The 13131-nt window shown below is 67.0% G+C and carries 12 protein-coding genes and 1 pseudogene; 11 read left to right on the top strand and 2 right to left on the bottom strand.

The genetic code is table 11. The features are described 5' to 3' along the window. The first annotated feature begins 198 nt into the window (after positions 1-198). Positions 199-1089, top strand: a complete 891-nt coding sequence (locus VNW74_RS04030; protein ID WP_325675308.1) for a mycobacterial-type methylenetetrahydrofolate reductase — start codon at positions 199-201, stop codon at positions 1087-1089. 22 nt (positions 1090-1111) lie between these two features. On the opposite strand, the gene VNW74_RS04025 is transcribed toward VNW74_RS04030, so the two are convergent. Together VNW74_RS04025 and VNW74_RS04020 are read right to left on the bottom strand one after the other, a co-directional pair. Then, positions 1112-1762 (bottom strand): LppM family (lipo)protein, encoded by a 651-nt coding sequence (locus VNW74_RS04025; protein ID WP_325675332.1) that lies wholly within the window; start codon positions 1760-1762, stop codon positions 1112-1114. A 107-nt stretch (positions 1763-1869) separates the two neighbouring features. After that, positions 1870-2469 (bottom strand): N-acetyltransferase, encoded by a 600-nt coding sequence (locus VNW74_RS04020; RefSeq protein WP_325675331.1) that lies wholly within the window; start codon positions 2467-2469, stop codon positions 1870-1872. 216 nt (positions 2470-2685) lie between these two features. Between VNW74_RS04020 and VNW74_RS04015 the strand changes: the two genes are divergently transcribed. From VNW74_RS04015 to VNW74_RS31835, 10 genes and pseudogenes are all read left to right on the top strand, one after another. Then, complete coding sequence (locus VNW74_RS04015) at positions 2686-3087, top strand: DUF3040 domain-containing protein (protein ID WP_325675307.1); 402 nt, start codon at positions 2686-2688, stop codon at positions 3085-3087. Positions 3088-3413: 326 nt separating this feature from the next. Beyond that, positions 3414-3845, top strand: coding sequence for a division/cell wall cluster transcriptional repressor MraZ (gene mraZ / locus VNW74_RS04010; protein WP_325675330.1), 432 nt, complete (start codon positions 3414-3416; stop codon positions 3843-3845). After that, positions 3820-5016 (top strand): 16S rRNA (cytosine(1402)-N(4))-methyltransferase RsmH, encoded by a 1197-nt coding sequence (gene rsmH / locus VNW74_RS04005; RefSeq protein WP_325675306.1) that lies wholly within the window; start codon positions 3820-3822, stop codon positions 5014-5016. Before mraZ ends, rsmH begins: the two co-directional genes overlap by 26 nt. Beyond that, positions 5013-6224 (top strand): hypothetical protein, encoded by a 1212-nt coding sequence (locus tag VNW74_RS04000; RefSeq protein WP_325675305.1) that lies wholly within the window; start codon positions 5013-5015, stop codon positions 6222-6224. The genes rsmH and VNW74_RS04000 overlap by 4 nt, the downstream gene beginning before the upstream one ends. Before the next feature lie 140 nt (positions 6225-6364). Further along, complete coding sequence (locus VNW74_RS03995) at positions 6365-8242, top strand: penicillin-binding protein 2 (RefSeq protein ID WP_325675304.1); 1878 nt, start codon at positions 6365-6367, stop codon at positions 8240-8242. 75 nt (positions 8243-8317) lie between these two features. After that, a complete protein-coding gene (locus tag VNW74_RS03990; RefSeq protein WP_325675303.1) occupies positions 8318-8653 on the top strand; it encodes a WXG100 family type VII secretion target in 336 nt (111 codons plus the stop codon). 104 nt (positions 8654-8757) lie between these two features. Next, the gene (locus VNW74_RS03985; protein WP_325675329.1) at positions 8758-10329 is read left to right on the top strand and encodes a UDP-N-acetylmuramoyl-L-alanyl-D-glutamate--2,6-diaminopimelate ligase; all 1572 of its coding nucleotides are present in this window, start codon (positions 8758-8760) and stop codon (positions 10327-10329) included. Positions 10330-10387: 58 nt separating this feature from the next. Further along, the gene (locus VNW74_RS03980) at positions 10388-11950 is read left to right on the top strand and encodes a UDP-N-acetylmuramoyl-tripeptide--D-alanyl-D-alanine ligase (RefSeq protein WP_325675302.1); all 1563 of its coding nucleotides are present in this window, start codon (positions 10388-10390) and stop codon (positions 11948-11950) included. Continuing rightward, complete coding sequence (gene mraY, locus VNW74_RS03975) at positions 11947-13029, top strand: phospho-N-acetylmuramoyl-pentapeptide-transferase (RefSeq protein ID WP_325675301.1); 1083 nt, start codon at positions 11947-11949, stop codon at positions 13027-13029. Before VNW74_RS03980 ends, mraY begins: the two co-directional genes overlap by 4 nt. A 20-nt stretch (positions 13030-13049) precedes the next feature. Then, positions 13050-13123: pseudogene (locus VNW74_RS31835) on the top strand (hypothetical protein); the annotation flags it as partial. Positions 13124-13131: the final 8 nt, after the last annotated feature.

Below are 13131 nucleotides of genomic sequence, written 5' to 3'. Positions count from 1 at the left end.
ATCGTGGCCCGACAAGTCTATTCGGCGCCGCGCTGTCCAGCGGGTTTTGCCTGACTCGGACCCCACGCGGCCCGGGCAGGGCCCCGGAGAAGCTTCGACAGCCTCACTATTTCGCACCTATGCTGTCGGGTGATCCGCGCCCGCCGGCCAGTGTTTCCGCTGCGCCGGGGGCATAGTCGTTTGAAAAGGAACAGCCCGTTGACCTTGAACACCATCGCGCTCGAGCTGGTACCGACAAATGCCGAACGCGGTACGGAGCAGGCGATCGAAGACGCCCGCAAGCTGGTGCGGCTGTCCGCCGAATTCGGCCTCGACGGGCGGATCGGGCACCTGATGATGCCGGGGTTGATTGAGGAGGAGGATGACCGGCCCATCGAAATGAAGCCGAAGCTGGACGTGCTGGATTTCTGGTCGATCATCAAACCGGAGTTGCCCGGTGTGCGTGGATTGTGTAGCCAGGTCACCGCTTTCATGGACGAGCAGTCTTTGCGCGAGCGGCTCGGTGATCTGGTCGGTGCCGGGATCGATGGGATCGTGTTCGTCGGCGTACCCCGCACCATGGTCGACGGTGAAGGTTCCGGAGTCGCGCCGACCGACGCCCTGTCGATCTATCGCGAGCTGGTGGACAACCGCGGCGTGATCCTGATTCCCACCCGGGAGGGCGAACACGGCCGGTTCAATTTCAAGTGCGATCAGGGTGCGACATTCGCTCAGACCCAGCTGCTGTACTCCGATGCGATTGTGGGTTTCCTAACCGAGTTCGCCAGGACCACGGAACATCGGCCGGAGATCCTGTTGTCGTTCGGCTTCGTACCGAAACTCGAGAACCGGGTTGGATTCATCAACTGGCTCATTCAGGATCCGGGCAACGCCGCCGTGGCTGATGAGCAGGCGTTCGTCTCGACGTTGGCCACCACCGAACCTGCCCAGAAGCGCAAGCTGATGGTCGATCTGTACAAGCGGGTCATCGACGGTCTCGTCGACCTGGGATTTCCGCTGAGCCTCCATCTCGAGGCCACCTACGGCAACTCTGCGCCGGCCTTCGAGACGTTCGCCAAGCTGCTCGACTACTGGTCGCCGTCGAGCTGACGGCCGCTGGTCGATCCTCGGGTCAGTCGGACTGCTGGTCGCTCTGCTCGGCGAACCGGGGCGAGCGGTCGCGGCCAAACCAGGCCAGCAGCGCCACCACGCCCGCGACGACAAGCGACGAAAGGCCCAGCCAGAGCGCGGCGCCGCGGAACGAGCGGGTGCTCGGATCGGTGTAGCGGGCCTGAGCGGTCATCGTGCTCACGATGCCCGGTTTGAGTTTCCACTGCACCGTCTCCGGGTCCTCGCGGTCTCCGTTGGTTGACGTCACTGTGCCGGGAAAGGCGACGGTCAGCTCGACGTCCGCCTCGGGATCGGTCAGCGACGTCAGGTCCGCTCGCCCCTCGAGAATCACCAGGTCGCCGGCCCTGCGCAGGGACAGGTTCACGCCCTGGGCATCGGAGTTCATATGCGCCAGCTCGGGCAACTCGGCGAAGGTCAAGTCGGAGAACACCGCCTGTGAACCCACATAGCCGTCGGTGTCGTATTTGGAAATCGCCACCTTTTGGCTGAACGGCACATTGGGATCCAGTTGCGGTCCAGCGTCTTTGTCGCCGTGTGGTTTGGCCGCCGCGATAATCTCCCCGGACACCAGGTCGTCCGGGGAGATGGTGATCGACGCTTTGATCCGGACGCATCCGGCGAGCACCGGTATCACCAGGAGCAGCATTGTCATCGCCGCCAGGCGGCGACGACGAGGAGCGGTGAACACCTGGGCGAAGGGCGGGATATTGCTGGCAGGCACCAGGTCATCGTGCCAGACCGCGTCGGCGCGGTGTGCGGCTACAGCGGGAGTTTGCGGCCCAGGATCGCGAACGCCCGTGGGTCACCGGTGAAGTGGTAGCCGCGGATGATGTCGATAAATCCGAGCCGCCGGTACAACCGCCAGGCCCGATTGGCTTCGCCGTTGATTTCCGGAGTCGATAACAGCACGTTGGCTTCGCTGCGCTCGGCAAGCAGCCGGCGTGCCAACGCTTCTCCGAGGCCTCGGCCCTGTGCGCGGGGATGAATGTGCAGCTCGGTCAGCTCGAAGTAGCTGGCCATGAGGCCCGCGATCTCAGGGCCGGGGAAGCCGCAACGTTGCAACCCGACCACGACTTGCTGCTGCCACCACTGATCGGGGGCTCCGCAGTAGCCGTAGGCCACGCCGAGCAGGGGTGCGTCGCTCAGCTCGGCAGACGATGGCGTCGCCGCGGCCGGGGTGTCGACTTCCACCGCGGCCACGGCCTGCCAGCCGCGTCGCCGGGTGTGCTCGAGCCACATGGCGGCGCGCTGGTTCTCGGTGCCGCGCGGGTAACGCATTGCGTCGACGTAAACGCCCAGCGCATCTCCCAGACGCCGTTGCATGTCGTGCGGCGGCAGGTTGATGAGGAATGTCGCCAACTCGCGGGTCTCCTCGTCGATCGTCCAGTGCCGTGCTCCCATCCCATTATCGGATGCGGCGGCGGTACGCGGATCACCACACGGCGGCGGTTACAATCAGCAAGCGAAGCAGTGGTATGACGCTGATTGACCTCGTATCATTCTCATTAGTTGCCCACGCAGCGGGCATCCACGTGCTATCGGTATTACGGACAGCTTTTCGGCAAGGAGGGACGAATGCCACTCTCCGATCATGAGCAGCGGATGCTCGACCAGATCGAGAGCGCGCTCTATGCCGAAGACCCTAAATTCGCCTCCAGCGTTCGAGGCGGAGGGTTGCGCGCGCCGACCGCACGGCGACGGCTGCAGGGCGCGGCGCTGTTTGTGCTCGGACTCGGGATGCTGGTGTCTGGGGTGGCATTTCGCGCCACCTGGATTGGAACTCTTCCGATCCTCAGCATTGTCGGGTTCGTCGTGATGTTCGGCGGCGTGGTGTTTGCCATCACCGGCCCGCGACTGTCCGGTCGGGGGGAGCGCCCCGGGCCGTCGTCCGGCGGACGTCAGCGCCGAGGCAAGGGCGCCGGCGGGTCTTTCACCAGCCGCATGGAAGATCGGTTCCGCCGCCGCTTCGAGGAATAGCGTCAACGATCAGAAGAAGGGCAGCCAGCGGCTGCCCTTCTTGTTGTGCGACGGGTAAGCCCGTTTCGCGCCGCACCGCCTAGGTGCGCTGCCGGGTCTCGACACGGCCCCTCAGCGTTGACCCACTGCGCCCCACTTTCTCGATAACTCCAGCTCAACGCGGGTTGAGCTGGAGTTTTCGGCAGGAAACCGGCGTGACTGAGTCGCCGCAGTGGCCGAGAACCTGCTGAAACGACACCATTTGGTGATCTTCGTGCCGTTAAATGGAGCGCAGTGGGGGATTGTGGGGTATGGTGGCGGAAGTCGAATGGCGTGGAGGTGGCGAGATGTTTCTCGGCACGTATACGCCCAAGCTCGACGACAAGGGGCGGCTAACGCTGCCCGCCAAGTTCCGCGACGCGCTGGCAGGAGGGTTGATGGTCACCAAGAGCCAAGACCACAGCCTGGCTGTCTATCCCCGCGCGGAATTCGAGCAACTTGCCCGCCGGGCCAGCAAGGCGTCCAGAAGCAACCCGGACGCCAGGGCCTTCCTGCGCAACCTGGCCGCCGCAACTGATGAACAGCATCCCGACGGACAAGGCCGAATCACGTTGTCGGCCGACCACCGTCGCTACGCCAACCTTTCGAAAGACTGCGTGGTCATCGGATCGGTTGACTACCTCGAGATCTGGGATGCGCAGGCCTGGCAGGAATATCAACAGACCCACGAAGAGAACTTCTCCGCAGCCAGCGATGAAGCACTCGGCGACATTATCTGAGGCGCGTGCCCGTGCACCGTGGCCTCTGCCCGAACCGACCCTGACGTACTTCCCCAACGCCAGGTTCGTGCTGTCGGACAGGGACCTCGATGCCTGGGCGGCTCCCCAGGCCGCCGGACGAGTCGACCGCCGTGTCCAACGTCGGGAAGGTGTTGTCGTGCCTGACGCCACTGGTGGTTTCGGTCATGTGCCTGTGCTCCTCGACCGCTGCGTGGCACTGCTCACCCCCGCGCTGACGCGCCACCATCCAGACGGCTCAGGGGCGGTGCTCATCGACGCGACCATCGGTGCGGGCGGGCATGCCGAGCGGTTCCTGACCGAGCTGCCCGGACTCCGCCTGATCGGTGTCGACCGAGACCCGACCGCGCTGGACATCGTCCGCACCCGGCTGGCGCGTTTTGCTGACCGAGTCACGCTGATCCAGACCCGATATGACGGGATCGGCCCTGCGCTGGACGAATTGGGCTACGCTGCAACAGAATCGGTGGATGGGATGCTGTTCGATCTCGGCGTCTCGTCCATGCAGCTCGACCGCAGCGAGCGCGGTTTCTCCTATGCCCACGACGCGCCGTTGGACATGCGGATGGACCCCACATCAGCGCTGACCGCCGCCGAAATCATCAACAGCTACGACGAGGCCGCGTTGACCGACATCCTGCGCCGCTACGGCGAGGAGCGCTTCGCCCGTCGTATCGCCACATACATCATCCGTCGGCGTGGCCGCACCCCGTTCAGTTCGACCGGCGAGCTGGTAGAGGTTGTCTACCAAGCGGTTCCGGCACCGGCCCGGCGTACTGGCGGACACCCGGCCAAGCGCACATTCCAGGCGCTGCGTATCGCGGTCAACGGTGAGCTGGATGCGTTGCGCGCCGCCCTGCCCGCCGCGCTCGACGCGCTGGCAACCGAGGGACGCATCGTCGTACTGGCGTATCAGTCGCTAGAGGACCGCATTGTCAAACGCGTGTTCAGCGACGCCACCACCTCCAGCACACCGCCGGACCTGCCGGTCGAGCTCCCTGGGCACGGACCGCAATTCGTCTCGTTGACGCGCGGCGCCGAACGTGCCGACGACGCCGAGGTCCGGCATAACCCACGGAGTGCCGCGGCGCGACTGCGCGCTTTGCAACGCCTGCAATCGGGGCACCAGGCAGCGAGGAGGGGAGGCCGATGAAAGCCAAGCGTGAAACGCCACCGCCTCGCGGGGCCGATCGTCGACACGGGCACGGCGGCACTTCCCGGAGCACCGGGCGCCGGCCGGCTGATCCGGCGGTTGTGCGTCGAGCCCGTCCGCGCGGCGGGAAAGCCTCAGCGCCAGCCCGTGAGCCACGGATGCCGCGATCCGGGCCGCAAACGACGCCGATCTCCCGGCCGGTCGAGCGGCCGGCCCGGCCGAAAAACGCCAGCCAGGCCAAGGCACGGGCCAAGGCACGGAAAGCCAAGGCACCCAAAGTCGTTCGTCCTCCGTTGCGGGAACGTTTACTCAACCGGCTAGCGTCGATTGACCTACGGCCGCGCACATTGGCGGCCAAAGTGCCGTTCGTGGTGTTGGTGATCGGTTCTCTCGGCGCCGGGCTGGGCCTGACCCTTTGGCTGTCCACCGCCTCGGCCGAGCGTTCCTACCAGCTCAGTACTGCCCGCCAGGAGAACCGGCTATTGCAGGAGCAGAAGGAAGCGCTCCAGCGGGACGTGCTGGAGGCGCAGTCCGCACCCGCGTTGGCCGAGGCTGCTCGCGGCCTGGGGATGATCCCGACCAGGGATACCGCGCACTTGATCCAGGACCCGACGGGTAACTGGATGGTCGTCGGTACTCCCAAGCCCGCCCAGGGAGTTCCGCCGCCGCCGCTTAACACCAAGCTGCCCGACGAAAAGCCGGCACTGCCCGCGGCGCCGCCGATGAATTCGGTCGAGGTGCCGATGCGGGTTTTGCCGGGCAACGGCGGGCTGGCCGTCCCACTGGCGCCCGGACCCCAGGTGATGGTCCGCACCCCTAACGGCGCCACCACGCTGGGTCCCGAGCACTTCCCGACACCTCCCGGCACGCCCCAACTACCGGCTGCAGGACCGGGACCCGAGCCGCAGGGTGTGCCGGCCGCGCCGCCCGCCGCGGCCGCGCCGCCGGCACCGGGGTCGCCGCCCGCGCTACCCCCGGCCGGCGTGCCCATGCCCGCGGGGCCCGCGCCCGCAGCTCCGGCGGCTCCTGTTATGCCCGCTCCCGCCGCTGCGCCGCCTCCCGCCGCTGCGCCGCCTCCCGTCGACGCGCCGCCTCCCGTCGACGCGCCGCCCGCGGGTGTACCGCATCTCACTGCTCCGCCGGCCGCGCCGCTCATCGGCGAGCAGTTTGGCCCTTTGACCGTTACAACGCCCGGCGCTCCACGGTGAGCCGCGGAGACCGGTCGGGCAGCCGATCGTCGCGGCCGGTGCACCCTCGAGGCCTGGTTGGGAAGCCAACGCGGGCAAAGGCTCTCGACGGCGCCAAGTCAGGGAAAACGCCCACGAAATCCGCGGCGCCCAAAAAAGATGTGCGGGGGAAGGCGAGCCCACCGGTCCGCTCAGCGCGCGATCGTCGCACCCGTCAGGCGGTGGAGCTCGGGACGCGTGGCGCGTCCTTCGTCTTCCGACACCGAGCCGGCAACGCGGTCATCTTCCTGGCGCTGTTGGTAGCGGCCGTCCAGCTGTTCTATCTGCAGGTGCCTAGCGCTTCGGGGCTGCGCGCGGAGGCGGCCAGTCAACTCAAGGTCACCGATGTCCAAAAAGCGTTGCGCGGCAGCGTCATCGATCGCAATAACGACCAGCTCGCTTTCACCATGGAGGCCCGCGCATTGACCTTTCAGCCGCGCAGGATCAACAAGCAGCTGACCGAAGCCAGACAGAAGAACGCGAAAGCCCCCGACCCGCAGCAGCGATTGACGGAAATCGCCAAGGAAGTGGCGCTGCGACTGAACAACAAGCCGGACAAGGCCACCCTGCTCAAGAAGCTGCGTAGTGACGAGACTTTTGTCTATCTCGCCCGTGCCGTCGACCCGGCGATCGCCACCGCCATTACCACCAAGTACCCCGAGGTCGGCACCGAACGCCAAGACCTACGCCAGTATCCCGGCGGATCGCTGGCGGCCAACATCGTCGGCGGAATCGACTGGGACGGTCACGGTCTGCTCGGGTTGGAGGATTCCATGGACGCCGAGTTGGCCGGCACCGACGGCTCCATCACCTATGACCGCGGCTCTGACGGCGTGGTAATTCCCGGCAGCTACCGCAATCAGCACAAGGCGGTCAACGGCTCGAGCGTCCAGCTCACCCTCGACGACGACATTCAGTTTTATGTCCAGCAGCAGGTTCAGCAGGCCAAGAACTTGTCCGGGGCACGCAACGTCTCGGCGGTGGTGCTGGATGCCAAGACCGGCGAAGTGCTGGCCATGACGAACGACAACACCTTCGACCCGTCGCAGGACATCGGGCGTCAGGGCGAGAAGCAGATGGGCAACCCCGCGGTCACCTCCCCGTTCGAGCCGGGATCGGTGAACAAGGTCATCACCGCCTCCTCGGTCATCGAATACGGGCTCAGCAATCCCGACGAGGTGCTGCAGGTGCCTGGGTCGATCAACATGGGCGGGGTCACGGTGCACGACGCCTGGAATCACGGCGTGACGCCCTACACCACTACCGGCGTGTTCGGGAAATCGTCCAACGTCGGTGCGCTGATGCTGGCCCAGCGCGTCGGTCCGGACCGCTACTTCGACATGCTCCACAAGTTCGGCCTGGGTCAGCGCACCAACGTCGGGCTGCCGGGCGAGAGCGCCGGGCTGGTCCCCCCGCTCGACCAGTGGTCGGGCAGCACCTTCTCCAACCTGCCCATCGGCCAAGGCCTTTCGATGACCCTGCTGCAGATGGCCGGCATGTATCAGGCGATCGCCAACGACGGGCTGCGGATGCCACCGCGGATCGTCAAGGCCACCATCGCACCAGACGGCACTCGCACCGAAGAACCACGTCCAGAAGGGGTTCGGGTGGTATCGCCGGAGACTGCGCGAACTGTCCGCAATATGCTGCGCGCGGTCGTGCAGCATGATCCGAGGGGCATCCAGCAGGGCACCGGGTCGGCAGCCGCGGTTGACGGTTACCAGATTTCCGGCAAAACCGGCACGGCGCAGCAGATCAACCCTGCCTGCGGCTGCTACTTCGACAACGTCTACTGGATCACCTTCGCCGGGATGGCCACCGCCGATGATCCGCGCTATGTCATCGGGATCATGATAGACAACCCGCAGCGCGCCGCCGACGGCTCACCCGGATCGTCGGCAGCTCCGTTGTTCCACAACATCGCCGGCTGGCTGCTGCAACGCGAAAACGTCCCGCTGTCACCCGATCCCGGGCCGCCGCTGACATTGCAAGCCATGTAGGCGTGGCCTGACTTGCGGCCGATTACCAGCTGCTGCTAGGAGAATGGTCAGGTTTCGGCGGGCGAGGTGGTGGCGATGGCTACTGGAGAGATGTTTCGGGTCGACTTGGAGGCTTTAGCGTCGTCGGCGGCGCAGGTGTCTGGGCAGGGTGAGGACCTGGCGGCTGCGCACTTGTCGTCGGACAACCGGTTCGCGGCGGCCCGGGCGGGCTGGGTGGGCAGCTCAGCGGCGGCGCTGGACGCCAAGACCGCGAGGTGGATGGAGACCTCGCGCAGACTGTTGACCAGGGTTGGCGGTCATGCGCTGGACCTCAACGACGACGGGATCGATTTTGCGGCGATGCAGCGCGACAACGTTGGGACGTTGCGCGCGGTCGGCGGCGAGGGACCGCCTGGTACGACCCAAGTGTGACCCGTGCCGAGTACTCCCACTGGCCCGGCAAAGCTGGGAACCGTATCGAAGGAATTCCCCGGATAGGTAGGGTCATGGCCGGTTAAGACGGTGCAACGGCCTCAATAATCGGCGGCAGGAAGGTGGTATCGGTGCCCACTGCGCTGCGCCCCAGCGTCGGCTCAGGTGTGCCGTTGTCGACGTTGGCGGCGCAGGTAGGCGCCGTGCCCGCCGAGGGCTCACATGCTTCGGTGATCCCCGATCTGCGTATCACCGGTGTGACGCTGCGAGCCCAGGATGTGCGGTCGGGTGATCTGTTCGCCGCACTTTCTGGTGCGTCCACCCATGGCGTCCGCCATCTCGGTGACGCCATCGAACGCGGGGCCGTCGCGGTACTCACCGACGCCGCCGGCGTCGCCGAAATCGCCGACCAAGCCCAGGGGTTCGCACCGCTGCCTGTCCTGGTTCATCCCGAACCCCGTAGCGTGCTCGGCGAACTCGCAGCCACCGTGTACGACCGCCCGTCAGAGCGCCTCGCCGTCGTCGGCGTCACCGGGACGTCGGGCAAGACGACTACGACGTATCTGATCGAGGCGGGTCTGCGGGCGGCTGGGCGCACGGTGGGACTGATTGGCACGATTGGTTTGCGTATCGACGGGGTCGACGTGCCGAGTGCGCTGACCACGCCCGAAGCGCCCGCATTGCAGGCCGAGCTGGCGGTGATGGCCGAGCGCGGGGTCGACACTGTGGTGATGGAGGTGTCCAGTCACGCGCTGACGCTCGGGCGCGTCGACGGCGTCCACTTCGCGGTGGGGGGTTTCACCAACCTCTCCCGCGATCACCTCGACTTCCACCCGACCATGGAGGACTACTTCGAGGCCAAAGCACGGCTGTTTGAGCCCACATCTCCGCTGCGCGCAGATCGTGCGGTGGTGTGCGTCGACGACGACGCCGGTCGCGTGATGGCCGATCGCGCCGACGGTGCGATCACCGTCAGCGCACAGGGCCGGCCCGCGGACTGGCGCGCCGAAGACGTGACGGCCGACGCCGGCGAGCAAAAGTTCACCGCAGTCGACCCGGCCGGCGTGCACCACCGGATTGGCATCCCGCTGCCGGGTGACTACAACATCGCCAATTGCCTTGTGGCACTGGCGATTATTGACGCACTCGGAGTTTCCCCGGAGCAGGCATCGACCGGGTTGCGGCACACGAGCGTCCCCGGACGGCTCGAGCAGATCGACCGCGGCCAAGGCTTTCTCGCGCTGGTCGACTACGCGCATAAGCCAGGCGCGTTGGGTGCGGTGCTGCAATCGCTGCGGCGCCCGGAGAGTCGACTGGCCGTGGTGTTCGGCGCCGGTGGCGATCGCGACCCGGGTAAGCGTGCGCCGATGGGCCGGATCGCCGCCGAGCTGGCCGACCTGGTGATCGTGACCGACGACAACCCTCGGAGTGAGGATCCGGCGACAATTCGCCGCGAGATCCTTGCCGGCGCACGCGAAGCCGGTGCAGCCGCCGAGGTGATCGAGATCGGCGACCGGCGCGCGGCGATCGACCACGCCGTCGCCTGGGCGGGCCCCGGCGACGTGGTGTTGATCACCGGCAAAGGCCACGAAACCGGTCAGACCCGTGCCGGGCAGACCTACCCGTTCGACGACCGGGTCGAGCTCGCAGCCGCCCTCGAGGCACGGCGCCCGTGACCGCCGGCGACGATGCAGTGGGGCGGCCCCCGCCCGCTTGTGGGGGAGAGCGGCGCTGATGATTCGTCTCACCGTTGCGCAGATCGCCGACATTGTCGGTGGCGAGCTGGCCGACATCTCAGCGCAGGCCGCCGCGGATCTGCACGTCACCGGGACCGTCGAATTCGACTCCCGCAAGGTCACGCCCGGCGGGTTGTTCTTGGCGCTGCCGGGGGCCCGTTCCGACGGCCACGACCACGCCGCGTCGGCGGTGGCAGCCGGAGCGGTCGCGGTATTGGCCGCCCGGCCGGTCGGGGTGCCCGCGGTCATTGTTAGCCCCGTCGCCCCGCCCGCAATACAGCATGGCCAGGGCGGGCTGGCCGGTGTTCTCGAGCACGACAAGGACGGGTCGGGCGCGGCGGTGCTGGCTGCGCTGGCCAAACTGGCCGCGGCGGTGGCCGCCGAGCTGGTAGCCGGCGGGCTGACGATCGTCGGCATTACCGGCTCGTCGGGCAAGACGTCGACAAAAGACCTGCTGGCCGCGGTGCTCGAGCCGCTCGGCGAGGTGGTGGCGCCGCCCGGGTCGTTTAACAACGAGCTGGGCCATCCGTGGACGGTCCTGCGTGCCACCGGCAGCACCGACTACTTGATTCTCGAGCTCTCGGCGCGCCATCCCGGCAACATCGCCGAGCTGGCCGCAATCGCGCCGCCGGCCATCGGTGTGGTGCTCAATGTCGGTACCGCGCATCTGGGCGAGTTCGGCTCGCGCGAGGCCATCGCGCAGACCAAATCTGAACTGCCGCAGTCTGTTCCGCGATCCGGGGTGGTCGTCCTCAACGTCGATGACCCGGCGGTGGCAGCGATGGCCGACGTGACAGCGGCCCGGGTGGTACGGGTGAGCCGGCACAGCCGGACCGATGCCGGCCCCGCTGACGTGTGGGCCGGGCCGGTCACACTCGACGAGCTGGCCAGGCCGCAGTTCACCTTGCACTCGGCCGACGGCGCGAGAGACATCCGGCTGGCCGTCCACGGCGACCATCAGGTGAGTAACGCGCTGTGCGCGACGGCGGTGGCGCTGGAATGCGGCGCCACTACCGAGCAGGTAGCAAAGGCGCTGGCCGGCGCCGGCCCGGTGTCGCAACACCGGATGCGGGTGAGCACCCGCGCCGACGGCGTCACCGTGATCGACGACGCCTACAACGCCAACCCCGATTCGATGCAGGCCGGGTTGCAGGCACTTGCCTGGATTGCCCGCGGCGGCGGCGGGGCCGGCAACCGCCGCAGCTGGGCAGTGTTGGGCGAGATGGGCGAACTCGGCGACGACGCGATATCCGAACATGACCGCATCGGCAGGCTGGCGGTGCGATTAGATGTGTCTCGACTCGTTGTCGTCGGAATGGGGAGGTCTATGAGCGCCATGCACCACGGCGCGGTCATGGAAGGCTCGTGGGGCTCAGAAGGTGAAAGGGACGCCACCATCGTCGCCGACGCCGACGCCGCCCTGGCTCTGCTGCGGGCCGAACTGCAGCCCGGGGACGTGGTGCTGGTCAAGGCTTCCAACGCCGCGGGGCTGGGGGCGCTAGCGGACGCGCTGGTCGACGACACCGGCATAGCTGATCAGGGCCGGGGCAGTCCCCGATGATCGATATCCTCATCGCCGTCGCCATTGCGCTGACGGTGTCCATCGTGTTGACCCCGGTGCTCATCCGGCTGTTCACCCGGCAGGGCTTCGGTCACGAGATTCGCGAAGACGGCCCGCCGAGCCACAAGACAAAGCGCGGAACGCCGTCGATGGGCGGGGTGGCGATCCTGGCCGGCATCTGGGCGGGCTACCTGGGCACCCATCTGGCCGGTCTGGCCTTCAACGGCGAAGGGCCGTCGGCGTCTGGTCTGCTGGTGCTGTTTTTGGCCACCACGCTGGGCGCGGTCGGATTCGTCGACGACCTGATCAAGATCCGGCGCTCACGCAACCTGGGACTCAACAAGACGGCCAAGACCGTTGGTCAGATCACCGCCGCGGTGCTCGTGGGTGTGCTGGTATTGCAGTTCCGCAACGACGCCGGGCTGACACCGGGAACCTCCGAACTGTCCTATGTACGCGAAATCGCCACCGTCACACTGGCTCCCGCGCTCTTCGTGTTGTTCTGCGTGGTTGTCGTCAGCGCTTGGTCCAACGCGGTCAACTTCACCGACGGCCTGGACGGGCTGGCTGCCGGCAGCATGGCCATGGTCACCGCCGCCTACGTGCTGATCACCTTCTGGCAGTACCGCAACGCCTGTGCAACGATGCCCGGGCCGGGTTGCTACAACGTGCGCGATCCGCTGGACCTGGCGATCATCGCGGCCGCGACGGCCGGCGCCTGCATCGGCTTTCTGTGGTGGAACGCGGCGCCGGCCAAGATCTTCATGGGGGACACCGGGTCGCTGGCCCTCGGGGGCATCATCGCCGGGATATCGGTGACCAGCCGCACCGAAGTCCTGGCGGTGGTGCTCGGCTCGTTGTTCGTCGCCGAGATCACCTCGGTGGTGGTGCAGATCCTGGCCTTCCGCACCACCGGTCGCCGGGTGTTTCGGATGGCGCCGTTCCATCACCATTTCGAGCTGGTCGGCTGGGCTGAAACCACGGTGATCATCCGGTTCTGGCTGCTCACCGCGATCAGCTGCGGCCTGGGGGTGGCGCTGTTCTACAGCGAGTGGCTAGCGGCCACCGGCGGCCGTTGAGATGAGTCGCGCCGGCGACGATGCAGAGCGCAGCGATGAGGAGGAGCGGCGCCAATGAGCCGCGCCGGCGACGATGCAGAGCGCAGCGATGAGGAGGAGCGG

This window comes from Mycobacterium sp. (genome assembly GCF_035570115.1).
Taxonomy (GTDB): domain Bacteria; phylum Actinomycetota; class Actinomycetes; order Mycobacteriales; family Mycobacteriaceae; genus Mycobacterium.
Note: the sequence above shows the minus strand (reverse complement) of the source record. Positions and strands in the feature narration are given on the sequence as shown.